Origin of the sequence: uncultured Pseudoramibacter sp., assembly GCF_903789625.1 — a bacterium.
In the GTDB taxonomy this organism is placed as follows: Bacteria; Bacillota; Clostridia; order Eubacteriales; family Eubacteriaceae; genus Pseudoramibacter; species Pseudoramibacter fermentans.
Genome location: NZ_CAIFFF010000011.1, coordinates 32,688 through 59,276 on the forward strand (window position 1 = coordinate 32,688; position 26,589 = coordinate 59,276).

Below are 26,589 nucleotides of genomic sequence, written 5' to 3' on the forward strand. Positions count from 1 at the left end.
GATCCCTTCTTTCGCGAGCCAGCCGCCGACAAACCCGACTGCCAGACCTGGACGGTCCGCAATACTCATCGCGATAAACCCAGCGAGTACCGGCAGCATGAATGCGAATGCGCCGTTCCCAACCTGGTTGAAGAACGCAGCGACCGGTGTGCCGGTCCCAAAGGATGAACCGATGTTGCCGGCGTCGATCAAGAAGGACAGCGCCATCATGATCCCACCGCCAATGACGAATGGCAGCATGTGGGAAACGCCGTTCATCAGGTCTTTGTAAATCTTGCGGCCAACAGATTCTTCTTCGCCGCTTTCGTCGTCATCCGACTTCGATGCGCCGGCAGCTGCGTGGTAAACCGCACCCTTTTGTGCGAGGGCGTCGTTAATCAGCTGTTCCGGTTTGTTGATACCGTCCGCAACTTTAGTAATCAACACGTGCTTGCCGTCGAAACGGTCCATTTCAACCTTTTTGTCCGCTGCGACGATGATGCCCTTTGCGCCTTCAATTTCTTCCGGGGTAAGTTTATTTTTGATCCCGCCGGAGCCGTTGGTTTCAACCTTGATCGTGTAGCCCATTTTCTTAGCTTTTTCTTCGAGAGATTCCGCCGCCATGTAGGTGTGGGCAATCCCTGTCGGGCAGGCCGTAACGGCTAACAGATCGTATCGGGATGACGCCGGTTCTTCTTTTGCCGGTTCTTCCGGAATGTCGAGCTCTTCATCGCCGAATTTTTCTGTTTCCTTGGCGTCGATGATTTTCAAGAATTCATCTTTGTCGTCACAGTCGATGAGTTCTTTTCTGAAATCTTCATCCATCAGCATCATCGACAATCTGGACAGCATTTCCAAGTGGGTGTTGTCCGCGTTGTTTGGAACAGCAATCGCGAAGATCAAGTTGGCCGGCTGGCCATCCATCGAATCGAATTCCGTCCCATCTTTACAGACCATGCAGGCGAGACCTGCGTGGTCAACCGCTGCTGTTTTCCCGTGGGGAATCGCAATCCCTTCGCCGATCCCAGTCGTGCCTTCCTGTTCACGCTTGGTCAGCGCCGCTTCATAGCCTTCAGGATCGTTGATGTTCCCTGTCGCCGTCATCAGCTTGACCATATTGGAGATGGTTTCCGCTTTGGTGCCCGACGGGCCATTCAGCTCAATCCCTTCCTTCTTGAGCAAATCCGTAATTCTCATATTTCCCTCCTGCGAAAATAATTATGAACAATAATGATTATAAATTTAAATACCGAATGAATTGACTTCAGCCAGTACTTTTTCAACATCTTCTGCCGTGGCCAGGCCGTCAGAGAAGGCCGAGGCAGAACCGGTCGCGACGCCCATCTTGAAGGCCGACTTCAGATCGCCGTCGTTTTTATGGAAGCCTGTGATGAAACCGGCGACCATGGAATCGCCCGCGCCGACCGAATTTTTGACCTTGCCCTTCGGCGCCGGGCTCTGAATGATTTCGCCGTTTTCCGCGACGAGGATTGCGCCGTCTCCAGCCATCGAGATCAGCACGTTGCGCGCGCCCTTGTCCTGCAGCTTTTTAGCGTAGGTGACGATTTCTTCGTTCGTTTCAAGGGTCACCCCAAACATGTCGCCCAATTCGTGATTGTTCGGCTTGATCAAAAACGGATGGTAAGGCAGGACGTTGAGCAGCAAATCTTTTGTCGCGTCAACGACAATTTCGATACCTCTGCCTTCCAGTCTCGCCATGATTCTTTCGTAAATGTCCCCTGGCATGCTGGCCGGAATGCTGCCGGCAAGCACCAGCGTATCGCCTGCCTTGAGCTGATCCAATTTTTCGTACAGCTTTTCCAGGTCTGTATCGGCAATCACAGGACCCATCCCATTGATTTCACTTTCTTCATCGCTTCTCAGCTTGACGTTGATGCGGCTCATCCCGTTGTCAATCTTGATGAAGTCCGTTGCCACGCCCTGTTCGGCCAGCATGTCCTGGATTTTATCTCCGGTAAAGCCAGCTGTGAAGCCGAGCGCCACCGCCTTCATACCCAGATGTCCGAGCACGATCGCGACGTTGACCCCTTTGCCGCCGGGATAAAGCAGTTCCGCGTGCGTGCGGTTGACCTGACCCAATTTGAAATGTTCCACGCTGACGATGTAGTCGAGCGACGGATTGAACGTAACTGTGTAAATCATGTATCAGCCTCCAAAATTTTTACTCTTTGTTTATACCGCTTGTCGGTTAATTGATTGGTAATGATCACCGCATCGGACAAATTGCCGAAGGTCACCGGTGTGATGTGGTTAAATTTCGAATTATCCGCTAAAACGTAGGTTTTCAGGCATCGGCTGAACGCGTCCCGTTTTACCTCGGACTCTTCAATGTCCGGTGTCGTGTATCCGAGATTGTAGTCAATCCCGTTTGTGCCGAAAAATCCGATCGTAAACTGGTATTTTTTGAGGGAATTGATCGCGCCGCTGCCGACAATCGCTTCGGTTTCGGGACGCAGACGCCCTTCCAACACGTAAACCGTGCAGCCGTTGTGAAGCAGGATTTCAGCTTGAATTAGGCCGTTAGTCACATAGATGGCCTCGGTCTTGGGTTGGCCGACAATTGCCCGCGCCAACGCTTCTGTCGTGCTGCCGGCATCGATATAAACGAAATCGTCCGGCTCGATTAAGCTGGCCGCTTTCTTACCGATCGCTGCCTTTTCCTGCTGGAACTGCGTGCGCTTCATCCCGATTTCGCTTTCGCGAGTCGAGAAAAGATTTCCAATCCGAGCTGTCGCGCCGCCGTGAACCTTGTTAATCAGCCCTTCCGAATCCATCGCACTGAGGTCCCTTCGGACCGTCGATTCGGAAATGTGGAGCAGATCACTTAACTCAGCAACCGTCATCGAGCCCTTTTCTTTAATGTTTTGTAAAATAATTGCTTGTCTTTCTTCAGTCAACATGGTGGTCACTCATCTTTCGATTTTCGATCTCTTTACTCGTAGTATACTCCCCTTTTCTTTCAAAGTCAATCATTTTTATTCATTTTTAATCAATAATCATCACGTTTTTTACAAAAAAAGCATCTCCAAAATTCTGAAGATGCTTGTGGAAATATTCTGCTTCATTGGTCTAAACAGTTGATCTGTCGTTTAGTTATCTCGCGGTAAATCAATATAAGTTGTAGCTTTACCGGTTTCCGCGTCGATCACATCAACCTTTTGTCTAGCTCCCGTATAATAATTAACGCAAATCTTGTCACCGTAAGCGGACTGGCAGGGGATCATCGTCGATTCAAACGAGTACAGCTTTTTGTAGTTGGTACCGTCGCTGTCAAGACGCCACACGCTGTACCGATCCAAATGATTGCCTTTTCCGCGACCGGTTACCTGTTCATCATCTGTCAACAGGTAATAATACTTACCATCAGAGTCATGGTTGAGCTGTTCGTAACCGAAAACATCATCTGGTTGTTCGATGTCGAAGGTTTTGTCGGTCTTCAAATTCAAAACGTGAATCTTTTTGTCCAGCCAATAGATCACGTGATCCTGGTCCGTATAGACGACCCGCGGTTCTCTTGCGCCTCTGTTATTGGCGTAAAGGCCGTCTGAAAAGCTGACGACATCTTCTGAATTTGATCCGTTTAAATCAGTGCGGACGTATTCTCTCTGGCTGTGTTTGATGTAGTAGATATGGCCATTATCGATGCTGACTGAATTGTAATACACATCTGAATCGACGACGGTTTTCTTGCCGCTGCCGTCGAGTTTCATCGAGTGGATACTGCCAGGCTGCAGGTTGTCAATCAAATCGGCGTTGGCCACCACATAATAAATTCGTCCACGGTACACTTTCATCCATTCGATACTTTTGGAAGCATCGGAATTTTCGTACACCGTTTCTTCCTTCTTATTCTCAGGATTGAGCTTGTAGATGCCACATCCACCATCCTCTAAATCACATTCGTAATAGAGGCAGCCATTATAAAAGTTAAGGAACTGGCCATAATTATTCTGCAGCTTCTCTGTCTTTTTGCCATTCGAGCGGTAAATCGCATCATCAGATGTATAGTAGAGCCATTTCCCGGATTTAACGGTATGGCCGCCAGTGACGCAGATGTCCGTATAGCTGAACTCGAGATTGCCGTTGGTGTTGCCGGCCTTTTCTTTCTGATACTGATTCGTCTCCGTATCGGTCTGTTTGTCTGCCTTTTTATAAGCTGCCGCTGCTTTTTGAGCATCGCCCTTTCCCGTGTAAGCGTCACCGAGCGCGGTATACGTCTCGGATGATCCTTCTCTGTCGTTGGCAAGTTTCAGATACTTGATCGCTTGATTGTACGCCCCCTGATCGAGATAGATTTCACCCAGCTGCGTGTAAGGATAGGCATTGCGTTTCTGAAGCGCCGCCGCCTCTTTGTAGGCTTGCTTCGCCTGATCCGTCTTCCCTGCGTCCTGATAAGCGGCCGCTTGCTCGATCTTTTTGCGGTACTGAATGTGGCGAATGTCAAAATAACCTAGAACAACCGCTGCAGCCGCAATGAGAATCACAACTAATAGAATTATTTTATTGTTGTTTTTCTGCTGACCGGCGGGTTTGTACGAGTTGGGATCAGAGATAGGCTCTAACTCTTCTGTTTCTTCGTAATCATTTATCATTTAAGCACCATAACCTCAATTTATCTTTCATCGCATTAATCATCTGTTTCTAATTCCGTCACATTCCCATCTGAATCGATTAATTTAACCGCCCCGCTGTTTTCCATGACAAAAACGCCATCGTCATTGGCATACACGAAGCCGACGCTGCTGTTTCCCGAATCGCTGGTGTACAGCTTCGTCACATTGCCGCCATCGGCATCGATCCGCCACAGCGTGTAAGGAGCGCCGCTCGATATATACGAATAGCTGTCATAGTCATCCTCAGTGTCGTCATAATCGTAGTCTTCGTCGCTTTCGTAGTCCTCATCGCTATCGTAGCTGTCATCTTCACCGTCATCATAATCGTTATTCTCGTCACTGTTGTAACTGCTCGAATCGGATTCTTCATAACTAATCACATAAACGTATTTACCATTTGAGTCTTTGTTCAAAATATAAGTGTGCTGCCAATCTTCTGATTCAAATGTAACCTTGTCTTTCGTTTTTAAATTATAATCAATATAATTACCGACAAAGGCTGTATAATACACATGCTGATTGTCAACATAAAAGGATGGGATTGTATCTGTGCCGTAATCACTTAAATTTTTGGCCTCAAGAACCAATTGATCATCGCCGCCAGTTAAATTGACACTGCGGATCGCAGCATTTTCAGCATCGTAATAATAGATGAGGCCATTATCAATGCTGACCTGTCCACCGGTATTGGACTTAGACAAAACTTTCTTTTGATGGCTGCCATCTAAATCCATCGCAGTCACACTTGTCGTCGGTCCAAAGTTATTGCCGCCTTCCTGCCAATCAGTGCCTTCACCTGCATCCGTCTTGATCACGTAGATTTTGTCTTTGTAGACCATGACCTCTGCAATGTCGTTGTCCTTCGTGCTGTAAACTTCTTTTTCGTTTTCAGCATCGAGATCCATACTTTCAACTTTTTGTTCGCCGTCATCCGTTTCTAAGACGTAAAATTTATTCTTGTAGACATTCAAACTGGCGTACGCTTCGTCTGACAATTGTTTGACCTTGCTGCCATCCGTCCGGAACAGACCGTTTACTGTGCTGTAATACGTCCACTCGCCGGCATGCACCATTCTGCCTCCCGCTGCAAAAGAAGAATCCGACGTTGTGCCTGAATAAGTCAAATTGCCATTGGTATTTCCCGCATTGGACGCGCCGGACACATTACTATTGTTTTTCGCGCTGAAAACGCTATGCCGTGCCGTCTCTTTTTTAGAAAGTTCTTCTGCCTTTTCCCGATTTTCCTCAGCCTTTTTGTCGTCACCTTTTTCCTCGTAGCTGTCCGCAATCTTGTTATAGCTTTCGCTGGTTTCTTGACGCTGGTTCGCTGTACTGAGGTATTTAATCGCTTTGTCATAATCTGAATTGTCAAAGTACATTTTCCCCATTTCGACATAGGGCTCGGGATTTTTCTTTTCGATCTGTGCCGCATCCTCAAAGGCCAGCTTCGCTTGGGCAATTTTCCCGTCGTCCATATATTTTTCCGCCAGATCGAGCTTTTTTTCGTATTGTGAGTGGGCGTAAATTTTGTAGCCAAATACGCAGAGCACCACAATGGCAGCCATCAAAACGGGGATCAAGATCTTCATTCGTTTTGTCCAGATCGTTTTGGGCCTTTTTACTGGTTTTGGGACCTGCCCCGGGGCCTCTTCGTTCTTTTGAGGCGCAGTTAAATCCTCTGTTACTTCGTAATCATCTATCATTTTTTCTCCTCATGCGCACGCTGTCTGCTACAGCTTTTCTGTTTGCTCATCGTCCTGAAGTGATGCCGCATCTAATCCATCGGCTTCAATTTCATCATTAAACTGCGTGCTTTTTTGCCTGATTTCCGCATCGAGCTGCTCCGGCGTAATGCCGTATTTTTCAGCAATTTCTTCGTACTTGTCGTCATTCGTCAGCTCTTCAGACGCGATCAAACGTTCGTGTCTAAATTTGCGGTCAAATTCGTCGACAGAAATATCATACCTGGTATTCAAATATTTTTTTAATAAAATGGCCGCGGCCACGATGACGGCCGCACCGATCGCGATGAGGATGAACCCAATCACCATACGCTATAACCATCCTTTCTCCTGAAGCTCTTCATAACGACTTTCCAGTACCGCGATTTCAGAATCATCGGATGCCGCATCGCCGGCTCGGTTCATCATCGCCCGGTAATTGGTTTCAAATGCAGAATAATCCCGTTGATCCTGATCCTTATTTTCTTCCTCTTCCAAAATCAGATAACAACGCTGCATGTATCCCGTATAATCGTCAGGGTAAGCTTGAATCATCTGGTCGAGCGTTGCGTCAGCCTGCGCGTAATTCCCGTATTTTTGATAGCAGATGGCTAAGTTGCGGTAAGTCTGTGCGGAAGAAAAGCCGCTGTCAATGAGCTTTTGATACTGATCAATCGCCTTTTTGTAATACGAACGGCCGCCGTTTTCTGCCGCGTAATAATAAGCCTCTCCCAGCTGCTCTCTTATTGGAATGTTGTTGGCAAAGGCATCCTCGCTTTGTGCCGTCTCCAACACATTGATTTCATCGTAAAAGCTCTTCCGATGCCGATAAAGACCAGCTAATGACAAAATCGCCCGCTGTTTGAGCGCATGATTCTTCGTTTCGTCGATCACCTGCTTGTAATCACTGATCGCGTCCGATTCGTCGTTCTGCTTTTCGCTGATCTGCCCCGACAGATAGTCGGCGCCGTCGGTATTTTTGCCATCTTTGCGCAGGTCTTGGATGACCTGCTGTGCCTTTTCGTATCGTCCCTCTGCGCAATAGGTCAAGCCGAGAACCAGATGCTCTTCCAGCGACGGTTTAAGCGCCACCGCTTTTTTTAGATTGTACTCGGCTTGATCGTAATCGCCATTTTCGTAATAAGCGTTGCCGAGAAGATAGCGCAGCTCAGCGCTGTCGCTCATCGACGGCTCATTGCCGAATAATTCCAAGATGCCCTGAATGACTTTATTGTATTCTTTTTTTGCCGTGTACGTTTCGTACAATCCCTGATACCCGGCAGGTTCCCCTTTTTTGAGCTTAATGGCATGCTGGTAGCATTTTTTTGCCTTCTTCAAATTGCTGCTTGTCATGTAGGTCTCGCCTTGGTTAATCAGCGCGTCGTATCGATTATTGCGCGCCGTATTCAAACACAAGCCACCGCCTGCGATCAAAATGATCCCAGCCGCAAACATGGCCATGATCCCGTATAGCCGCGTTTTTCTCTTTTTTTCCTCATTGAGAACAGCTTGATTGTATAAATCCTTCTGAAGAAGAGCGGAATGGATATCCCTAAAGTTTTGATATCTGCGGTCGGGATTAAAGCTGATACAATTTTGCAGGATAAAACGAATCACCGGCGACTGGACTGACGCCAATTTCCGCTTCATTATTGTGATCGGCGCTTCGTCATTAGGCTTAATTGCCGGCGGCCGCTCTCCCGTTACCAGGAAATAAAAAGTCGCGCCGTACCCAAACACATCCGTTCGATAGTCATTGGGTTCGCCGCGCAGGCGTTCCGGCGCGGTGTAATATCTGGATCCGAAAATGCCGCCCGCACCATCTGAGCGTTTTTCTAATTTTTGGGCGACTCCAAAATCAATGAGCTTCGCCTTTCCGTCTCCCTGAATGATGATATTGTCCGGCTTGATATCAAGATGGAGGAATCCTTCATTGTGAACAGCCTCGATGATTTTCGCTACATCCTGCATCCACAAAAGCACCGTATCTTCAGAAACCCTGCCGCTTTCTTTCACAATTTTCTGAAAAGATTTGCCCTTAACGTATTCTTGAACGATGAAAAACGCTTTATCATTCTGTTCAATTTCAACAATTCTCGGAACGCCGGGATTTTTGATCTGTGTCAGTGCTTCCACTTCGTCGTAGGCATTTAACTTCGAATGATTTCCTTTATGAATGATTTTAATAGCTCGCTGAATTGCAGCTTGATCATTCGTCACAGCGAGGTACACCTCGCCCATACCGCCTCGGCCAAGCAGCGCGACAACCCGGTAACGATTTTGAAAAAGCGTCTGAATGTCTTTTTTGACTTCAATCAGTCGATTCTGCTCGTCATTCATCTTCAAACCTGTAATTTCTGACGCCTATCGTGATGACATCGCCACTGTGAATTTTGACCTTTGCGCCTGGCGCCGCCTGAACTCCATTGATCTTAATGCCGTTTTTTGAATTTAAATCTTCTGCAAAAAATTCTTCATTTTCGCGGACAATAGCTAGATGCTGATGGCTGATACCGCGATCGTCAATCACGAAATCGACTTTTTCTGCTTCTCGGCCGAGAATAAAGGGTGTCTTTGTGATCATAAAGGTGTCTCTTCCGTCAAGCCAAGTCATGATTTTCCTCGGGAACGGCGATTCTCCGCCATTATAATTGATCGGAATCGTCTCACTGCCGACCCTTTCTTCCGACATTTCGGGCATATTTGACAACACGGTTGTTTCCTCTGTTTCATTCACCTGTGATTCTGAAGGCAAAGGCGCTATCTTTTGCACTTTCTTGGCCACGACTCTCTGACTAATCTTAACCAGTAACGACACTTCACCAATTTTGAGATGATCGCCGTCCATCATCGCGTAATATTCCCTCGGACTTAATTTTTCGTTTTCGATATACGTACCATTCGCCGAACCCAAGTCGCAAATCATCGCCTGATCACCCTCAACATTGATCATGCAGTGCTTCGCGCCGACAGACGGCGCACCAATTACTACTGAGGAAAGCTTATCGTCACTGCCAATCACAGCCGGAAAATGGGTTAATGCCAAACGGCGCGGTTCATCGCCAATTTCACACAACTCGACCACAATGGTCCTTGGGGACGCAGCGCTGGGGCGTGGTGGTTTATCTTCTGTTTGCGTCGGCATCTGCTTTGGATAAACCTCTTTCTGATTTGAATTAATGCCATCAAGTCCCGATATTTCCATACTAAGCGGAGAAACCTTTTGGCCACTTTTGACCATCTGACGAACAATCAATGTGTACAGCAGACCAAATAATCCGACGAGAAGTGCAAGAATTAATCCCGCGCCAACATGAAAAAGGCTGACACTTGAAGAACCGGATAATCCAAAAATACTGAGTCCTGTACTAATAGCCTGCTTAATTTTACTGTTCAAATTAGAACAAAATAAAATATAAATTATCGGCATCACCACAATCACTGCCAAGCCAAAGAGGGTCATCCTGACAAAGCGATCCGTTTCTTTTTTCGCAAGTAAAAAATAATACGCAAGGCCAAACACGACCGGTTCAATATAAATCAACAGTGATACCGCAAACATAAAAGATAAATTGGAGGCGCCAATGGCATCGACAAAATCCGAAAGATTGACATCGAGGATTTGCGACAGCGCGGCCGTACCGTTGATGATGCTTCTTATCGTTCGCGGCAGCGTAAATCCAGACCCTAATGATTGGCTTGCACTTCTCGAAACGCCGACGCTCATCCACGGCAGCATCGTCGCAATTAAGGCAACGCCAATGAGAACCGAATAGAAAATAACGCTTTTATTAATTTTTGTGTCCATCGCATCAATCCTGGGTGATCTGTACGGTAAAAGCCGTCTTGTAAAATCTGACGCGGTCTCCCGTTTGGATGCGCATTTCTGTATGAGCCTCCAATTTTCGGTCATTGACAAATGTCCCGTTTGTAGACCCTTCATCCCTAATTAATAAATATTGATTGCTGTCATCTCTTAACACGGTGGCATGTTTGCGGCTCATGCCTCTATATTTTAAAGTTTGGTCACACGAGCTGCTGCGTCCAATAGAAAAAGGCGTTTTCTGAATTTCGAAAGACGGAATGGCCGGATCATTCGAATTAAAGATACAAATCGGTAAAGTGTCGAATCCGCTTTGTTCTTCATTTTCAATGTTGTACTCATCTGGATCGACTGCTCTGACTCTTCTGCTGGCTAAAATACTTCCCTGCTTGACTTCATTTTCAGCATTTTCAATTGGATTTCCGCGATTTTCAAATTCACCATCCGCTGCCACCGCTTCGTCTTCAGATGCGTTAAAATCTGATTCTTCAGCCTCAAAACCTTCAAATTCTCCGGTACGTCGGCTCTGCGCCGCTTCGTTTGTTTGAGCTGGCGCAATATCGTCCGATCCGCTATTGGGTTCTTCTTGACTGGCGCCGTCCGAAATTCGGTTGACCATTTCAATTTTCTGCCAAAGCCGCGCAACGATATCCTTAGCTTTTTCAGGATCTGCCGATACGATCATCGTGTGATAGTCATCTTCCAGTTCTTTTATTTCATCTTGTAAAAATAAAGTAGGCATTGAAGAAAATACGAATCCCTTAGATCCAATTTCAATCTGATCCCCGTTTTGAAGGGTCTGTGTACTGCCGGGTTCCATGCGTTCTCCATTGACGGTCACACCGCCAAGGCCTTTCTGATCGATAATCTGCCATTCTCCCTGATTGAAAACAATGCAGCAGTGAATAGGCGCAATATCGTCTCCGTCTATTGTCATTTGACAGAAATCTTTAAAGCTGCCGATATTAAACGGAGACTCATCAATATTGATTGCCTGATCTTCTGATTTTAAGACAGCCGGTACCATCATTTTTTTACTCATCACAAACTCCTTTATCCTTTAAAACTCTCTTTATCTACCGTTGATCTTTTTTCACTCGAAACAATACTAAGACACTGGCCACTGCCAGAATCAAAATATAAATTAAAAGTATTCTCCAATCAAAAAACAGATGTGCCGCCTTTGCCGTATATGCATTTTCTGCCTTGTGTGGAAAACTCATCCCTGTATTTTTATACTTCTTTTGAATTTTCAGGGTCAAGCCATTTAATCGGGCAATACTCCCCATCGCTTCCATGCCCCATTTGCTAATCATGACATTGGCTATTTTCTTGGAAAATCCCTTTAGCTCAAAGAGGACGCCGCTAAAAATCAGTTGACAAATCACGACCAGCGGTGCCAGCAGATTCGCCGTTTCATTTTTCTTGACTAGACACGAAATAAAAATCCCGGTCACATCCGCCGCGTACATCACGAGAAAAAGACTGATAAAATATTCAGGCAGTGTGCTGATGAAATAAATCCCCTTGGTTGGGAAATCGATATGATGCCAATAATAGGTCATAAAAACAACAGTCTGCACAATACACACAACGCCCTGCCACAGCACCTGCGCAAAGACGTACGACCAAAGATTCATCCCAGTTAGATACTCGTGCTTCACAATGCGCCGTTCCTGGCAAATCGCCGTCAGCGCATTGAACATGCCGATGTAAATACTGGCGCTGACAATGGTGAACAGCGAAGATTTGGTCCCTTCATACGTATCAAAAAAGATACTGTGCGTGACGTAAACAATCAATACCGCGATCACGATTGGAAAGAACAACGTGATGAATATTTTGGATTTTTCGACCACAAACAATTCAACGTCTCGACAAAACAGCGTGCCCAGCTGCTCAATAAACCCTGGCTTTCTTTTATTTTTGTACATGATCATTTCTCCCTGAAATATTGACGGCGATACCGATCGGCGTAAGTTTTAACGTTCCTTTCAACCTTGCCGTAGGCGTCAACCAAATCCTCGACATCAAAAAATTTCAGCGCATTTTCAGGGGTCCCGTAGAAACACGCCCTGCCGCCAGGTCCGATAAACAGCAGCTTGTCAAATTGCTCAATATTTTTTAACGTATGGGTAATGACGATCAATGTTTTATTGTGCTGATGCGCTAATTTTTGCAGCGCTAACACAAGCAGCTTTTCCGTTCTGGGGTCTAACCCCGACGTTGGCTCGTCCAAAAAAAGGAGCTTTGGATCTGGAATTAATTCGCTAGCGATGCTGACCCGTTTGCGCTCGCCCCCGGAGAGTTCTCGAATACGGCTTTGCCATTTGGCCGGACCAATATCCAGCATTTTAAGGCACTCTTCTATTTTTCTTTTCCGTTCCTGCTGCGTCACATCGGAATTCAATCGAAGCTTCGCTACGTATTCAAGTGTTTTCATCACAGTTAAATTGGGCCGGATTAAATCCATTTGCGGCACGTAGCCGATTAAATTTTTTTCAGCGGAGCTGTTAAAATCCTGCCCATTGATTTCGACCGAACCGCTCGTCAATTTCTCGTAACCGATCACGCAATTCACAAATGTCGATTTACCAGCGCCTGACGTGCCTAAAATCGCGACCAGCTCCGAGGATGTAAATTCTACATTGATGTGATCTAGAATAACTTTGTCCTTTTTTTTGAGCCCGCGATCCCGCACTTGAACGGTTCTGCACAGTTCGTGAATAGTCAACCGTTCTCCCGAATTTGGCGCTAAATAGATCAGCAGTCCCGAAATATAGATCATTTTGATATTGCCAAAAATGAGGACGTTATTGTCTTTGAGATAAATATCACTGCGGATCGGATGATTGTCGATGAACGCCAGATTTTTTTGAGCAGTATTGTGATAAATGATCTGACCGTTTCGGCGGGTAAAGGTGCCTTGAATCTGGGCGACAGAAAAGCTGTCCAATCTGATATCACAGGAAGGGGCTCTGCCCATTGTCACATCGCCGTGGTCAAGCATGTCGTTGAGTGCAACTTTTTCCCATTGCTGTTTACTGTAATCCCCCAGCAGGAAAATCATCAGCACGCCTTCTCCGCGGTACATTTTCATAAACTGCTCGTCCCCACCAATATAAAGAATCGTACCGTCCTTCAATTGGTAAAGCTTCTGATCGTGAGCGATGCGCCGGCCATCGATGAAAATGCCGTTCCTGCTGTTCAGGTCTTGATAAAACCAACGATTGTTTTGGTAAATCATCTGGCCGTGCCGATGCGAAACAAATTTAGAAGTCAGCGCAATATCGACCTGATTTGTTTTTTCCGCGTCAAATGAAACTCTCCCGATCACATTTTTTTCCTGTTTTAATGTGAGGATTTCAATTTTTTGCGCGTTGTCTTGTAGAATCAACAAGCTCGCCGTCGGATTCTCGAATTCCATCGTTTTCCTTTCTAAATAAGTCCATCATTTTTCTGTATATATGCTTAATTTTAACACGTAAGGCACATAAAGTCATTTATTGATAAGCACCTTTTATAAAAACTCAATCTGCTAATTTTTTTCATTAAAAAAGATCAGAACTGCAAAAACGCTGCAATTCCGATCTTTATATTTGTGTTTATTTTTTTAAAAAACTACGATTGAATTCTTTTTCTCCTTTTCAGCCACACCAGCCCAATGATCCCGACCGCAATCAGCATCAGACTGACGAGCTGAGCAGTGCGCAGCCCGAAAAACATCAAGCTGTCGGTTCGAAGACCTTCGATAAAAAACCGGCCGATCGAATACAGAATGAAATAACTGAACAGCAGCTCACCGTCCGACTTTTTGAATTTCCGCTCAATCACAAAAATGAGAATCAAAAACACGCATAAATCCCAAATCGATTCGTAAAGAAAGGTGGGATGCACGCGAATCCAGCCGAAGCTGGGGTCGTGAACGGTGATGGCCCAGGGCAGATTGGTCTGTCTGCCGTAGGCTTCCTGATTAAAAAAATTGCCCCATCGGCCGATCGCCTGCCCCAGGGGCAGGGCTGGAATGAACACGTCGGCCAGCTTCAAAAACGAGAGCTTCCGCGCCCTGCAGAAAAATGCGCCGGCGATCAGCCCTGCGATGATGCCGCCGTGGATCGCGAGCCCGCCGTTCCAAATTTTGACAATGTCTCCAGGGTATCGGCTGTAGTAGGACCACTGAAAAATCACGTACCAGAGCCTGGCGCCGACGATGATCGACGGCACCATGATAATAAAAAAGTCGTAAATGTCGTCCCGTTTGATACCCGCTTTATCTGAGCGTTTCGCGGCGATCAGCAGACCAATCACCAATGCTGAGGCGATCAAAATGCCGTACCACCTGACGGTCAGGGAGCCGATTTGTAATGCAATGGGGTTCGGTGCGCTCATGGATTCACTTCTTTCTGATTATTTTGATTGGCGTCTTTGAAATACGCGGCTTTCTGCTGTGCCGCCATCGCGAGCATTTCCTTCGCGTGGGTTTCCGACAAGTCCGTCACCTTCGCGCCGGAGAGCATCCGTGCAAGCTCGTCTCGGCTTTCCATATCATCAAGCCGATCAAAGCTGACCTGGGTAGTGCTGTCGTCGCCCTGTTTGACGACGCGGAAATGGGCGTCTGCCATCGCCGTGATCTGCGGCAGGTGAGTGATCGTAATCACCTGACGCTCACGGGAGAGCTGCAGAATTTTTTCAGCGACGACCTGCGCGGTCCGCCCGCTGATCCCCGTATCGATTTCATCAAAGATCATCGTCTCGACGCGGTCGTAACGGCCGAAAATGCATTTAATGGCCAGCATGATCCGCGAGATTTCACCGCCGCTGGCCACTTCCTTCAATAGACGAATCGGTGTGCCGGGGTTAACCGAAATTTTAAAGTTCACCTGATCGTTGCCCCAAGGGGCGATGATCTGTTCATCCTCCTCCACCGAGATGACAAAACGCGCTCGGGGCATGGCCAGATCGGCCAACTGCCCTTCAATTGCGGCCTCTAAAGACTTCGCCGCCTGGATCCGTTTTTCGTGGAGGGCTCTGGCGGTTTGACGGTACGCCTTCCAAAGCTCGGCGTATTCCTTTTTCATCGCGTTGAGTCTGTCGTCATGATGAGCGAGATTGTCGTACTGTTCGTTTAAATGCGCCCCGTAAGCAATGATCTCTTCAACCGTGTCGCCGTACTTGCGCTTTAAGCTGTCGATCAGCGACAACCGCTTTTCCACCTCGTCGAGGCGGCCCGGCTCGAAATTCAAATCCTCCTGATAGCTGGCCAGCTCAATCGAAAGCTCCGAAAGCTCCGCGGATGCTGTCTCCAGCGCGGTCTGGTAGGGCTTAAACGCGTCGTCAAACTGGCTCAAACGCCCGACAATCCGCTGCACCTCGCTGAGCTGCGAAAACATACCGTCCGTATCGTCGTCTCTGCCGTTGAGCAGCTGCCTGCCGGTTTCAACCTGAGAAAAGAGCATCTCGCTGTTTTCGAGAATCCGCTGTTCCTTTTCCAACGTCTCGTCTTCGCCGGCGCGGAGGTGGGCGTCTTCGATATCCTTAATTTCAAAGGCCAGCACCTGTTTCTGTCTGGCGAGCTCTCTGTCATCCTGCGCCTGGGCCTTAATCTGTCGGCTCAGCTCCTTGAGCCGCTCGGCCTGCTGACGGGTCTGACTCAGCAGCTCTGCCACCTCGCCGCCGCCCCAGGCGTCAAGCAGCCGTCTCTGCGCGGCGGCCTGAAACAGCGAGTTGTTTTCGTGCTGAGAATGAATATCGACAAGGTCCTGCCCGATCGCCTTCAATTGTGCGACCGTCACCGCAAAACCGTTGATGCGGCAGGTATTGCGGCCGTTCTGCGTTAACGATCGATTGAGGATCAGGGTCCTGTCCTCGACTGGAATCGCCATGTCTGAAAGCTTTTTCGCCACCGGCCCCTCCGGGTCAATCTCGAAGACCCCCTGAACTGAAAGCTTGCCCGCACCGGCGCGAATGTTTTTACGATTACCGCGCTGCCCGAGGATCAGCGTCAGCGCGTCAATCACGATGGATTTACCGGCGCCGGTTTCACCGGTGATGACGTTAAGGCGGTCGTCAAAATCCACCTCGAGCTTGTCAATCAGCGCGTAATTGGCAATTGAGATCCGCTTCAGCATATTGTTTTCTCCCTTTTCCCTGTCACATTACAGCAAGCCCTTCATCAGCTTGCGGAATTGTTCGGCGATGCTTTCCTTGTCCTTCTCATTTCGAAGGGCGACAAAAATCGTGTCGTCGCCTGCAATGGTGCCGACAATTTCCGGCCAGTTCAGATTATCGACGGCCATGGCCGCCGCCTGGGCCATGCCCGGCAGCGTGTGCAGCACGATGATAAACCCCGCGGTATCCACGCGCATCACGGACTGTCTAAATACGTTCTTGACCCGCTCGTCGTAGATGCCCTTCATATCCTGCATCACGGAATAGCGCTGTCCGCCATTTTTGTCCGCGACCTTAATCAGCCTCAGCTCCTTGATATCCCTGGAGACCGTCGCCTGGGTCACACGATAACCCTCCTGCTCCAAATAACGGGCCAGCTCTTCCTGCGTTTCTATTTTATGTGTTTCGATGATGTGCAGAATTTCGGATTGCCGCGTCCCTTTCATGAATGCCTTCCTTTCTTTTACCTTTTTTATTTAATCTATTAATGATCTGCGAATTTTTTCCGCAGCTGTTCGTAAAAATTACGGTTTTGGAATAAAACGAGATTGGTCATGTACGGTGCCTTTTCGATGTGCAGGTGTTCGCCGAAGCTTAACGACATCTGCACCTGGCCATCCGCCGAAACGATCACCTCGCCGACGCTGCCCGGCAGACTGATGTCGACCGCGGCTGACCCCGGCAAAATATACGACTTGTCGTGCAGCCGGTGCGGACAGATCGGATTGAGCAGCAGCACGTCGGCCCGCGGGTCTACCACCGGTCCTCCGGCCGCTAGTGAGTATGCCGTCGACCCTGTCGGCGTCGCGAGAATGACGCCGTCGCCGCTGTATTCATCCAAAAGCGCACCGTCAACCTTGACGGTCAGCTTGATCATGCGGATGCCAATGGCCTTGACGACCAAATCGTTGAGAGCCACCTGAGATTCGTACTCGCCGTTCAGCTTCTTCACCGTGCTGACGATCATCGAGCGCTTATCGAGGGTGTAATCGCCATCGATGAGCAGCTGCAGAATTTCCTCGTAAGAACCTGCGTCGCCGTTGGTCAGAAAACCGAGCTTTCCCAAATTGATGCCGCAGATCGGCGTTTCGTAGGCGCTGGCCTGCCTGGCAATGCCGAGGAGCGTGCCGTCGCCGCCCAGCACGACAATACAGTCCGGCGCGCTGAAAAACTGATCCTTAAAGCAGGCCTTGACGCCGGCAATACCGCCGATTTCTGCGTACTGATTGTGGAGCATCATTGGCGTGATCCCCTGCTTGAGGAGGTATTTCACACAGCGAAAGGCCGTTTCGTAGGCGTTCTGCTTGTCCGTATTAATGTAGATGCCGATTGTCCGCATGGGTTTTGGTGTGTTTTGATTTTGTGTCATGATGTTTCATTTCCCTGTCCATGATGTCTAAAGTGTTCGTGAGCGCTTTCAACCAGCGCCGCAATGCTATCTATGCCTGAAATGGCTTCTTGATGATCGACCGGCATCCCTTCGCCTTCCTTTCTCGAAAAGCATAAAAATTCGATATTGCCCTTCGGTCCCCGAATCGGCGAGAAGGACAAACCCAGAACCGAAAAGCCGTTCGCTTCGATGCCGGAGGTGGTCTCGATCAAAACCTTTTTGTGGATTTCAGGATCCCGAACGACGCCGTTTTTCCCGACATTTTCCTTGCCTGCTTCAAACTGAGGCTTGATGAGCCATATGCCCAAGGCGCCATCCTTGACACAGCGGCTGATCGCCGGCATCAGCTTCAAAATCGAAATGAAGCTCACGTCCATAACCGACCCATCCGCGAGACCGCCGATGTCTTCCGGCGTGGTCTTTCTGAAATTCGTCCGCTCCATGCACGTGACCCGTTCGTCGTTTCTCAGCTTCCAGTCAAACTGACCGTAGCCGACGTCAATGGACGTCACGTGGCCGGCACCGTTCTGAAGCAGCACATCGGTGAAACCGCCGGTCGACGCGCCGATGTCGAGAAACCAGCGGTCCTGCACCGGGAAATCGAAGACTTTAAGCCCCTTTTCAAGCTTGAAGCCGCCCCGGCTCACGTAGGGCAGGCCCTCACCCTTGAGCGTTACCTGTTCCTTCGAGAGCGCCGCTGGCACCTGATCCCCAGCCTTCGTGTGCACGGTCCCATCAATTTCAACAAGGCCCGCCATGATGGATTTTTTCGCCTTTTCCCGGCTGTCGAAAAGTCCCAGTTCCACTAATTTTTTATCTAATCGTTCTTTTTGTTTTGCCATTTTTATTCGTGTTTATTAAAAAATCCCCGGACGGTTGCGATGCTTCGGGACAGTCCCGACACAATGCGCACGCCCTGTTTCATACCGATATCTTTAAAAATTGCCTTTCCGCCGACCGTAATGCACGCGACCGACGCAGAAATCAAAAGGCCCAGCAGCATCGAACTCGAAAGCTTGTAAAACTGCGCCAGCTGACTCGTAATGGATACGGCGACGCTCCCTGAGATGATACCGCAGATATCGCCGATGACATCGCAGCACACCGATGACACCTTCGACGCGTTTTTGACGATCTTCACTGCCGTTTTCGCCCCTTTGATTTTTCGAGAGGCCATCGCGTTGAAAGGCTCAATTTTCACCGCCGTCACCGCAATGCCGATCATATCCATAAAAATACCGACAGCGACGATCAAAAACAGAATCACAATCGCGACGATCAGGTTTGCGTTGGACAGCACTGTATCGGAAATATAATCAATCACAAAGGTCGACAGAAAAGTGCCCACCGCCACGAGGGTGATCCATTTCTTTCGGTCGTTCTTCGCTTTTTTGGTCTTTGCCAATCCGTTAAACTTCCTTTCTGATTTTATCTCAAATTGCATAAAATTTCATTTTAATGATATTTTTATTATAACGTAAACTCATCCAATAAAAAAGGACTATGACGATGCATAATCCTAAAAAAACGATTAAAGGAAAATCTGACAAGTAAACTTTGCAACATAAGTCCAGTAGGATTTCCCAGAATCGAGACTATCCGTCGCCGGATGAGCGATTTCTCATTATCCGATTCTCCAGCTTAAAAAGTTGGGACTGGATTGCCACTAAGCGTGCACTTTAATCCCTGCCAGACCTCTTTCAAATAGCCTAGGCGTTTTCCGCGGCGGCCCTTCTGACCTTTAGCCTCTTTTGCAATAAGGGTTTCGGTCGCAATATTGCCACTTGTCGGGCCCTGACAACATGGCAACTGTCAGACCATCTACCCAAACCACTCAAGGCAGGCTACGCTGGTTCAAAATCTTCTCAGGCCACAACAGGCCCTGACTTGTCCCCAGGTTTTCCCTCTGCTTACTCAGAAGCGCTTGCTGCGATGAACACCGCCGTATTGTTACACCCTTCCAGTAGCGCAGAAGTCTCCACGAAGGCAGGGTCATGATCTGCATGCCGTTGCAGGATGCCCCCTCCTTCTTAACCTCCTGGCAAAACCCCCAACTGGGCGTCAAAGGCCCTGCCAAGAGACTTCATCGATATGCCCTTCGACGGATTTTTAGGCCCGCCCTCGAGACCAGAAGTTCCGACTAGGATACTACTTCCTTTAATCCTGAATATTATATGCACATCTTCTCAGTTCGTCAAGCGCCGCCCTTGCGTGCCGTGCCCTCTTTAAGCTATAATTTAAGAAAAAACGGAGGCTATCATGCGTTATCAAGACGACTTTATCGATTTTATGGTGCGTTCCGGCGTCCTGACCTTCGGTGATTTCATCACCAAAAGCGGCCGCCCGACCCCGTATTTCATCAACACTGGCAATTACCGTACTTCCGAACAAATTGCCAAACTCGGCCAGTACTACGCGGATGAAATTTCAGAACATTTAGACGGCATCGATTTCCTGTACGGCCCGGCTTACAAGGGTATTCCGCTGGTCATCAGCGCATCCGCATCCCTCTACCGGGATCACAACGTGGACATCCCGTACTGCTTCAACCGCAAGGAAGCAAAGGATCACGGCGAAGGCGGTTCGATCATCGGCTATCGTCCTCAGTCCGGCGACACCGCGATGATCGTCGAAGACGTCATCACCGCGGGCACCTCAGTCAAGGAATCGGTGCCGCTGCTTCAATCTCTGGCTGACAATGTCAAGGTTAAGAGCCTGATCATTTCCGTCGACCGTATGGAAAAGGGCGACGGCGACAAAACCGCAGTTCAGGAAATCAGCGAAACCCTCGGCATTGAAACCCACCCGATGGTCACGATTGAAGATATCTTAAGCCATCTCTACAATCACCCTGTCGACGGCAAAATCGTTATCGACGACACGATGAAAGCTAAGATCGAACAGCACTTAAAAGATTACGGTGCGTAAATTTTGTGATTAAAAAAATGCGAAAGACTTTTCAGCCTTTCGCATTTTTATTTTTGCCTGCGTTTTTTCTTACGCGTTTTCTTCCGCTTCGCGTCTGAGCTCAGCGTTCATGAACTGGTCGAGATCGCCGTCCATAACGCTCTGGATATTCCCGACTTCGACACCGGTGCGGTGGTCTTTGACCATCGTGTACGGATGGAACACGTAGGAACGGATCTGAGAGCCCCAGGCGATTTGCGAATAGTCGCCGACGACGTCCTCCAGCTTTTCCTTCTTTTCCTGTTCCATGATTTCCAGAAGCTTGGATTTCAGCATGTTCATCGCCACTTCCTTGTTTTGGTGCTGGCTGCGTTCGTTCTGACACTGCACGACGACACCTGTCGGAATGTGGGTGATGCGGATAGCCGACGACGTCTTGTTAACGTGCTGGCCGCCAGCGCCGCTGGATCGGTAGGTATCCACCCGGATGTCGTCCGGATTGATTTCAATGTCGATGGAATCATCGACCTGCGGCGTTACATCCAACGACGCGAAAGAGGTGTGGCGGCGCCCGGATGAATCAAAGGGGGAAATGCGCACCAGCCGGTGCACGCCGCGTTCGGTTTTCAAATAACCGTAGGCGTTGATCCCTTCGATGAGCAGAGTCGCACTCTTGATGCCGGCGATGTCCCCGGGCTGATAATCCAGCTGCTTGACCTTAAAGCCCTTGTTTTCCGCCCAGCGCACGTACATCCGCAGCAGCATCGACGCCCAGTCGTGGGATTCAGTTCCGCCAGCCCCCGGGTGCAGTGAAATGATCGCGTTGTTGCTGTCGTATTCGCCGGAAAGCAGCATTTCGACCTTATAGTCGTCAAATTCTTTTTGGAAGGCACTCAGCATCCCTTCGAGCTCGCCGTCGCTTTCCCCTTCTTCTGCCAGTTCCAGCATAACCTCTACATCTTCGAGATCGCTCTTCACTTCATTGTAGCGCTTCTGTTTGCTTCGCAGCAGAGTTTCTTCCTTCAGAACCTTCTGCGCCGTTTTCTGATCGTTCCAAAAATCGGGCGCGGTGGTCTGCTGTTCCAGTTCCTTGAGTCTGGCGTCCAGCTCCGGCAGATTCAAGGACTTGCCCAAATCCGCCATTTCGCCGGACATGCCGTTCACAGCCTGCCGCGCTTCGTATAAATCTATCAATATCCTGTTCCTTTCTCAATTCATTTTGGTCGGCATCAGTTCGCGTAACGGCCGTGGCAATTCTTGTATTTCTTGCCGCTGCCGCACGGGCACGGATCATTCCGGCCGATTTTCTTTTTGTGGATCGTCTTTTGAACCGGTTCTTCACTGCCCTGTCCTGTGATCTGGGCCTCGTTGGTGTGCATCTGCGCCCGTCTCTGCCGCTGTTTCGGCGGCACAAGCTTGATTTTCATATTGTAAATGTATTTGACGGTTTCTTCCTGGATTTCAGCGTTCATGTCCTCGAACATCTTGAACCCTTCGTCCGTATACGCGACAACCGGGTCGTTTTGACCGTACGCCCGCAGGCCGATGCCTTCCTTGAGCTGTTCCATGTCGTCGATGTGCACCATCCAGGCCGCGTCGACCGCGCGGAGCAGAATCACCCGTTCCATATTTTCCATTTCGTCTTCGCCGATCAATGCGACCTTTGACTGGTAATTTTCACGGCAGAAGGCGTACAGCTGATCCTTGATGTCCTGAACCGTAACACCTTCTTCGAATTGCAGGCGGTCGACCGGCAGGAATTCGCCGAAATAGCGTTTGAGCTTCTTGACGTCCCAGTCTTCCAGCGAATCGCCGGCGTTGGTGTACATGTCGACGTAATCGTTAATCAAATCCTTCGTCATCTTGTCAATCTGTTCGTGCATGTTCTTGCCGTCCAGCACTTCCTGACGCTGGGCGTAGATGATTTCACGCTGACGGTTCATGACGTTGTCGTACTGCAGAACGTTTTTACGAATATCGAAGTTGCGCGCTTCAACTTTTTTCTGGGCACTTTCGATGCTGCGGTTTAACATCTTGGCATCCAGCGGCGTTTCGTCGTCCATCCCAAGGTTTTCCACCACCGATTTGATGCGGTCGGAGCCGAAAATACGCATCAGATCATCTTCAAGCGACAGGAAAAACTGCGTGGAGCCTGGGTCGCCCTGACGACCGGCACGGCCGCGCAGCTGATTGTCAATACGTCTGGATTCGTGGCGTTCTGTCCCGATGATGTGCAGCCCGCCGAGTTCTGCGACGCCCTCGCCGAGCACAATATCCGTCCCACGGCCGGCCATGTTGGTCGAGATCGTGACCGCGCCCTTTTGTCCGGCTTGAGAAATGATTTCCGCTTCTTTTTCGAGGTGCTTGGCGTTCAAGACGTTGTGCTTAATGCCTTCGCGGCGCAGGTATTTGCTCAGTAATTCTGATTTTTCAATGGAAATCGTCCCGATCAACACCGGCTGTCCTTTGGCGTGGCGCCGCTTGACGTCTTCTGTGACGGCCTTGAACTTCGCCTTTTCCGTCCGGTAGACCAAATCGTTTAAATCCTGACGAATCATCGGTTTATTGGTCGGAATGGTCACGACGTTCAAATTGTAAATCGTATTGAATTCTTCTTCTTCCGTTTTCGCCGTCCCGGTCATCCCAGCCAGCTTATCAAACATTCTGAAATAGTTCTGGAAGGTGATCGTCGCCATCGTTCTGGATTCGCGGTTCACTGTGACGTGTTCCTTGGCTTCAATCGCCTGATGCAGGCCGTTGGAATAACGGCGGCCCGGCATCTGGCGTCCAGTAAATTCGTCGATGATGATGATTTCGTCGTTCTTGACAATATAATCGACGTCCTTGGTCATCAACGTATTGGCGTACAGCGCCTGGTTGATGTTGTGCATGATTTCCATGTTTTCAACGTCGGCCAAGTTTTTGATGCCGAAGAATTTTTCAGCCTTAGCCGTCCCTTTTTCAGTCAGTGTGACGGCCTTTTCCTTTTCGTCCTTTTCGTAGTCGTCGTCCTTTAAGCTCTTGGCGAAAATATCAGCCGTACGGTAAAGATCGGTACTTTCGTCACCGCTTCCGGAAATGATGAGCGGCGTCCGGGCTTCATCGATGAGGACGGAGTCGACTTCGTCGATGATCGCGTAGTGCAGACCGCGCTGCACCTGTTCTTCCTTGGACGTGACCATGTTGTCGCGCAGGTAGTCAAATCCAAATTCGTTGTTTGTCCCGTAAATAATATCCGAACGATAGGCGGCCTGTTTTTCTTCGTAGGATAAATCAGGGATCACCAAACCGACGCTCATGCCGAGGAATTTATAGATCTTGCCCATCCATTCGCTGTCTCGACGTGCCAGGTAGTCGTTGACCGTTACAATATAAACCCCTTCACCGCTCAACGCGTTCAAATAAGCCGGCAGTGTCGCCACCAGGGTTTTCCCTTCACCGGTGCGCATTTCTGCGATGTCACCGTTGTGGAGCACCATGCCCCCGATGAGCTGTACCGGGAAATGTCGCATATTGACTGTGCGGGCTGCCGCCTCCCGAACTGTTGCAAAGGCTTCAACCAGCAAATCGTCCAAAGTTTCACCGTTGGCGTAACGTTCTTTAAATTCGACGGTTTTGTGTTTTAAGTCGTCGTCAGACAACGCCTTGTATTCATCCTCCAACGCGACGATCTGATCCGCGACCTTGCTTAATTTTTTTACTTCTTTTTTGCTCGGATCAAAAAGATTTTGCAAAAATCCCATATATTTCAATCTCCTTATTTCAAATCATGTGAATGTGTTGGCTTATTTTATATCATGTTCGTCTGAAAGGCAAATAAAGCTTTCAAACAAAAAAGGCTGAATACACAGCCCTTTCCATTTCAAACACGTATTTTTCCTGATGCTTAGGATTTCTTTTTTCTCCAGAAGGAAACCTTCCGGTTGTCCACATTGATTTCGACTTTTTCAAAGCCGATCCGTTCCCGATCTTCATCGTTGGTAACATTAGCCGCAGCGGCCTGTTTTTTATTGCCGCCCGTCTTCGGCTTTTGCGCGGAGGCGATTTCGTTTTCGCTTTTCTGTGCTGCGGCGCGGTTGTGCTGCTGCTTCAGCCGTTTGCGTTCCGCTTCCGATCTGCTGAACGGGCTGTCGGACTGCACTTCTTCGCTGGCGCTCCGGCGGCCGCGCTGGCGCAGCGCGCGCGTATCTTCCGAAACCTGATGCCAAATGTTCAGCATCTGCTTTTCGTTATCGCGAGACGCATCGGCTCGTCTAGCCGCTTCTTCGTCGCTGTATTTACGATATGGATTGATTTTTTTAGCGGTCGTTTCAGATTTTGTTTTCTTTGTCTTTTCAGGCATTTCCCATCGTGACGCGCTTGAAGACTGCGTCGTTGTCTGCTGCGTATTTCTTTTCGGTGCTGCCGGTTTCGGCTGTTCTGCTGCTGCTGTTGATTTGACTGTGTCGCCTTCTGTTGGTTTGTAATCCGCCATTTGATTCTTATCCTCCTGATTATTTATTGCCCGACGATACGTCTCTGTTGGTTTTGCTGCTTTTTCTCTGCTGTCGCCGCTCGGTTGAGAGCCAAAAGCCAATTTTCCTTTTTCCCGCTCTGTGTAGAACGACTGTGTGAAAAATCCAGATTCCGCAAAATCCTCTGCTTCTTTTCTTTCTCTCTGGGCTGACGCTGAAAATCCTGTATCAATGGGCTTCGTATCGTATTTTCCCAAATCCTTCAATGTGGTAAAAACCCGCGTGTCGTCTGAAACAGTCGACGCCGGGCGTTTTTTCACCGCGCCTGAATTGTGGGATTTGATTCGTTCCAGCAATTCCGGCGACAAATCGGGCAGCACTGTCGTCTTTTCGGGCTGCTTGTTTTGAGCCTCCTCAGGTTTCTGGCCTTTCGTGGCGTCTGCCTCAGGCCGCGCTGGTTCCTGCGATACTCGACGTTTTTTTGGCTTTCTCGCCGCTTTTTTTTCTGGCTTTACCGGTGGCATTTCGCCTGTCTGCTGCTTGATTTCCTGACCAAACAAAGTTTCAGAATCCTGATTCAGCCAGTCAAGGGGACCGGTTTCGTAACCCGTTTCTTTTTTCTGAGCCATTTCTTCGATCATGCTGTTTTCGTCAGGCGAGATAATGTAATCCGCATCCCCTTCGTTGAGCTCTTCAGAGAAGGGATCCTGCTGTTTGTTCCCCTGCATCGCGTGCTGTACCCAGCCCAAAAGGCCGACAAAGACGAGCACGCTTCCAATTGAAAATCCGCCCACACCGCCGTAATAGGAGGTGATTCGCGAAACGTATGGGATCTGCGTATTAATCCCGAGCATCCAAAGGGCCGTCGTCGCTCTGGAGAGCGGCGTATACACCGCGTTAATGCCACGGGTAATGCCGGCAGACAAATTGGCATTGGTAAGAGCACTCACGATCGTTGGCGTAACGGGCATCTTGCCGCCGTTGATAAAAGCGACGATAAAATTGGCCGTCGTCCCAACGGTGAGCAGAATGGCCCACAAATCGTCAAAATTGAAAATGAGCATCAGCAAAATGCAGACGTAGCTGGCGAAATTCAAAAAGGTCGTAATGCCGCTCGCCTGCCCAAAATAAAAATAAAGGTGGAGTACAATCTGCAGTATAATGCCGACCAGACCGATCGGCCATAGATTGATTTTTCGTTTTCTCATCAGTCCGATAGAGCCGCCTCTCGCAGCCCCCACGATCAATCCGATAACAATCGCTAATATAACAAACATTGATTCCACCCTAAATTTTGATATTGTTCTCCATCGTATTATCCACATTTCGTGTGATGGATGACGCCCATTTTAATTTTATATTTTTGCCTTTTCTTCTATATTAATGCAAAGGTAAACTAAAGTAATTTTAAAACAAAACCCTACCCCTGTCAATAAAACACCCGCTAAAAGTACTTAGTGATATGTACCCTCTTTACTGGACAAACCAGTAAGGAGGGTATTTTTAATGCGAT

21 protein-coding genes are annotated in these 26,589 nt (G+C 48.7%); 1 reads left to right on the forward strand and 20 read right to left on the reverse strand.

Going from position 1 to position 26,589, the window contains the following annotated elements; all coding sequences use genetic code 11:
* The 17 genes from QZX60_RS07035 to QZX60_RS07115 form a co-directional block, all read right to left on the reverse strand.
* Positions 1 to 1,176: fructose PTS transporter subunit IIA (locus tag QZX60_RS07035; RefSeq protein ID WP_295362927.1), on the reverse strand; the 1,176-nt coding region annotated here is incomplete at its 3' end.
* Positions 1,177 to 1,221: 45 nt separating this feature from the next.
* The gene (gene pfkB / locus QZX60_RS07040; protein ID WP_295362930.1) at positions 1,222 to 2,142 is read right to left on the reverse strand and encodes a 1-phosphofructokinase; all 921 of its coding nucleotides are present in this window, start codon (positions 2,140 to 2,142) and stop codon (positions 1,222 to 1,224) included.
* A complete protein-coding gene (locus QZX60_RS07045; protein WP_295362933.1) occupies positions 2,139 to 2,900 on the reverse strand; it encodes a DeoR/GlpR family DNA-binding transcription regulator in 762 nt (253 codons plus the stop codon). The genes pfkB and QZX60_RS07045 overlap by 4 nt, the downstream gene beginning before the upstream one ends.
* 189 nt (positions 2,901 to 3,089) lie before the next feature.
* Entirely contained in the window at positions 3,090 to 4,592 is a 1,503-nt protein-coding gene (locus QZX60_RS07050; protein ID WP_295362935.1) for a DUF5050 domain-containing protein, read from the reverse strand.
* 35 nt (positions 4,593 to 4,627) lie between these two features.
* Positions 4,628 to 6,316 (reverse strand): tetratricopeptide repeat protein, encoded by a 1,689-nt coding sequence (locus tag QZX60_RS07055; RefSeq protein ID WP_295362937.1) that lies wholly within the window; start codon positions 6,314 to 6,316, stop codon positions 4,628 to 4,630.
* 27 nt (positions 6,317 to 6,343) lie between these two features.
* Entirely contained in the window at positions 6,344 to 6,664 is a 321-nt protein-coding gene (locus tag QZX60_RS07060) for a hypothetical protein (protein WP_295362939.1), read from the reverse strand.
* Positions 6,665 to 6,667: 3 nt separating this feature from the next.
* Entirely contained in the window at positions 6,668 to 8,674 is a 2,007-nt protein-coding gene (locus QZX60_RS07065) for a serine/threonine-protein kinase (RefSeq protein ID WP_295362942.1), read from the reverse strand.
* Complete coding sequence (locus QZX60_RS07070) at positions 8,667 to 10,142, reverse strand: FHA domain-containing protein (RefSeq protein WP_295362945.1); 1,476 nt, start codon at positions 10,140 to 10,142, stop codon at positions 8,667 to 8,669. The genes QZX60_RS07065 and QZX60_RS07070 overlap by 8 nt, the downstream gene beginning before the upstream one ends.
* Before the next feature lie 4 nt (positions 10,143 to 10,146).
* Positions 10,147 to 11,199, reverse strand: a complete 1,053-nt coding sequence (locus QZX60_RS07075; protein WP_295362946.1) for an FHA domain-containing protein — start codon at positions 11,197 to 11,199, stop codon at positions 10,147 to 10,149.
* A gap of 34 nt (positions 11,200 to 11,233) precedes the next feature.
* Positions 11,234 to 12,091: an ABC transporter permease gene (locus tag QZX60_RS07080; protein WP_295362949.1), complete on the reverse strand. Its 858-nt coding sequence runs from the start codon at positions 12,089 to 12,091 to the stop codon at positions 11,234 to 11,236.
* Between the two features lie 2 nt (positions 12,092 to 12,093).
* The gene (locus QZX60_RS07085; protein WP_295362952.1) at positions 12,094 to 13,584 is read right to left on the reverse strand and encodes an ATP-binding cassette domain-containing protein; all 1,491 of its coding nucleotides are present in this window, start codon (positions 13,582 to 13,584) and stop codon (positions 12,094 to 12,096) included.
* A 194-nt stretch (positions 13,585 to 13,778) separates the two neighbouring features.
* Positions 13,779 to 14,546, reverse strand: coding sequence for a prolipoprotein diacylglyceryl transferase (gene lgt / locus QZX60_RS07090; RefSeq protein WP_295362955.1), 768 nt, complete (start codon positions 14,544 to 14,546; stop codon positions 13,779 to 13,781).
* Positions 14,543 to 16,285, reverse strand: coding sequence for a DNA repair protein RecN (recN, locus tag QZX60_RS07095; RefSeq protein ID WP_295362958.1), 1,743 nt, complete (start codon positions 16,283 to 16,285; stop codon positions 14,543 to 14,545). Before recN ends, lgt begins: the two co-directional genes overlap by 4 nt.
* Positions 16,286 to 16,312: 27 nt before the next feature.
* Positions 16,313 to 16,771: an arginine repressor gene (argR, locus tag QZX60_RS07100; protein WP_295362960.1), complete on the reverse strand. Its 459-nt coding sequence runs from the start codon at positions 16,769 to 16,771 to the stop codon at positions 16,313 to 16,315.
* Between the two features lie 38 nt (positions 16,772 to 16,809).
* Complete coding sequence (locus QZX60_RS07105) at positions 16,810 to 17,694, reverse strand: NAD(+)/NADH kinase (RefSeq protein ID WP_295362962.1); 885 nt, start codon at positions 17,692 to 17,694, stop codon at positions 16,810 to 16,812.
* Positions 17,691 to 18,557, reverse strand: coding sequence for a TlyA family RNA methyltransferase (locus tag QZX60_RS07110; RefSeq protein ID WP_295362965.1), 867 nt, complete (start codon positions 18,555 to 18,557; stop codon positions 17,691 to 17,693). The genes QZX60_RS07105 and QZX60_RS07110 overlap by 4 nt, the downstream gene beginning before the upstream one ends.
* Before the next feature lie 2 nt (positions 18,558 to 18,559).
* Entirely contained in the window at positions 18,560 to 19,120 is a 561-nt protein-coding gene (locus QZX60_RS07115; protein WP_295362969.1) for a hypothetical protein, read from the reverse strand.
* A gap of 854 nt (positions 19,121 to 19,974) precedes the next feature.
* Between QZX60_RS07115 and pyrE the strand changes: the two genes are divergently transcribed.
* Positions 19,975 to 20,643, forward strand: a complete 669-nt coding sequence (pyrE, locus tag QZX60_RS07120) for an orotate phosphoribosyltransferase (protein WP_295362970.1) — start codon at positions 19,975 to 19,977, stop codon at positions 20,641 to 20,643.
* A 69-nt stretch (positions 20,644 to 20,712) separates the two neighbouring features.
* On the opposite strand, the gene prfB is transcribed toward pyrE, so the two are convergent.
* The 3 genes from prfB to QZX60_RS07135 form a co-directional block, all read right to left on the reverse strand.
* Complete coding sequence (gene prfB, locus QZX60_RS07125; protein WP_295362973.1) at positions 20,713 to 21,816, reverse strand: peptide chain release factor 2; 1,104 nt, start codon at positions 21,814 to 21,816, stop codon at positions 20,713 to 20,715.
* A 35-nt stretch (positions 21,817 to 21,851) separates the two neighbouring features.
* Positions 21,852 to 24,365, reverse strand: a complete 2,514-nt coding sequence (gene secA, locus QZX60_RS07130; RefSeq protein ID WP_295362977.1) for a preprotein translocase subunit SecA — start codon at positions 24,363 to 24,365, stop codon at positions 21,852 to 21,854.
* A gap of 143 nt (positions 24,366 to 24,508) precedes the next feature.
* Positions 24,509 to 26,353, reverse strand: a complete 1,845-nt coding sequence (locus QZX60_RS07135) for a DUF5317 family protein (RefSeq protein ID WP_295362981.1) — start codon at positions 26,351 to 26,353, stop codon at positions 24,509 to 24,511.
* Between the last annotated feature and the right edge of the window lie 236 nt (positions 26,354 to 26,589).

Excerpts from the sequence above, each read along its gene's own strand:
- QZX60_RS07070 (WP_295362945.1), bottom strand. The coding sequence starts at position 10,142 with ATGGACACAAAAATTAATAAAAGCGTTATTTTCTATTCGGTTCTCATT.
- pyrE (WP_295362970.1), top strand. The coding sequence starts at position 19,975 with ATGCGTTATCAAGACGACTTTATCGATTTTATGGTGCGTTCCGGCGTC.
- QZX60_RS07050 (WP_295362935.1), bottom strand. The coding sequence starts at position 4,592 with ATGATAAATGATTACGAAGAAACAGAAGAGTTAGAGCCTATCTCTGAT.
- QZX60_RS07085 (WP_295362952.1), bottom strand. The coding sequence starts at position 13,584 with ATGGAATTCGAGAATCCGACGGCGAGCTTGTTGATTCTACAAGACAAC.
- QZX60_RS07105 (WP_295362962.1), bottom strand. The coding sequence starts at position 17,694 with ATGACACAAAATCAAAACACACCAAAACCCATGCGGACAATCGGCATC.
- QZX60_RS07060 (WP_295362939.1), bottom strand. The coding sequence starts at position 6,664 with ATGGTGATTGGGTTCATCCTCATCGCGATCGGTGCGGCCGTCATCGTG.
- QZX60_RS07065 (WP_295362942.1), bottom strand. The coding sequence starts at position 8,674 with ATGAATGACGAGCAGAATCGACTGATTGAAGTCAAAAAAGACATTCAG.
- pfkB (WP_295362930.1), bottom strand. The coding sequence starts at position 2,142 with ATGATTTACACAGTTACGTTCAATCCGTCGCTCGACTACATCGTCAGC.
- QZX60_RS07075 (WP_295362946.1), bottom strand. The coding sequence starts at position 11,199 with ATGAGTAAAAAAATGATGGTACCGGCTGTCTTAAAATCAGAAGATCAG.
- QZX60_RS07135 (WP_295362981.1), bottom strand. The coding sequence starts at position 26,353 with ATGTTTGTTATATTAGCGATTGTTATCGGATTGATCGTGGGGGCTGCG.
- recN (WP_295362958.1), bottom strand. The coding sequence starts at position 16,285 with ATGCTGAAGCGGATCTCAATTGCCAATTACGCGCTGATTGACAAGCTC.
- lgt (WP_295362955.1), bottom strand. The coding sequence starts at position 14,546 with ATGAGCGCACCGAACCCCATTGCATTACAAATCGGCTCCCTGACCGTC.
- QZX60_RS07055 (WP_295362937.1), bottom strand. The coding sequence starts at position 6,316 with ATGATAGATGATTACGAAGTAACAGAGGATTTAACTGCGCCTCAAAAG.
- QZX60_RS07080 (WP_295362949.1), bottom strand. The coding sequence starts at position 12,091 with ATGTACAAAAATAAAAGAAAGCCAGGGTTTATTGAGCAGCTGGGCACG.
- argR (WP_295362960.1), bottom strand. The coding sequence starts at position 16,771 with ATGAAAGGGACGCGGCAATCCGAAATTCTGCACATCATCGAAACACAT.
- QZX60_RS07045 (WP_295362933.1), bottom strand. The coding sequence starts at position 2,900 with ATGTTGACTGAAGAAAGACAAGCAATTATTTTACAAAACATTAAAGAA.
- QZX60_RS07110 (WP_295362965.1), bottom strand. The coding sequence starts at position 18,557 with ATGGCAAAACAAAAAGAACGATTAGATAAAAAATTAGTGGAACTGGGA.
- secA (WP_295362977.1), bottom strand. The coding sequence starts at position 24,365 with ATGGGATTTTTGCAAAATCTTTTTGATCCGAGCAAAAAAGAAGTAAAA.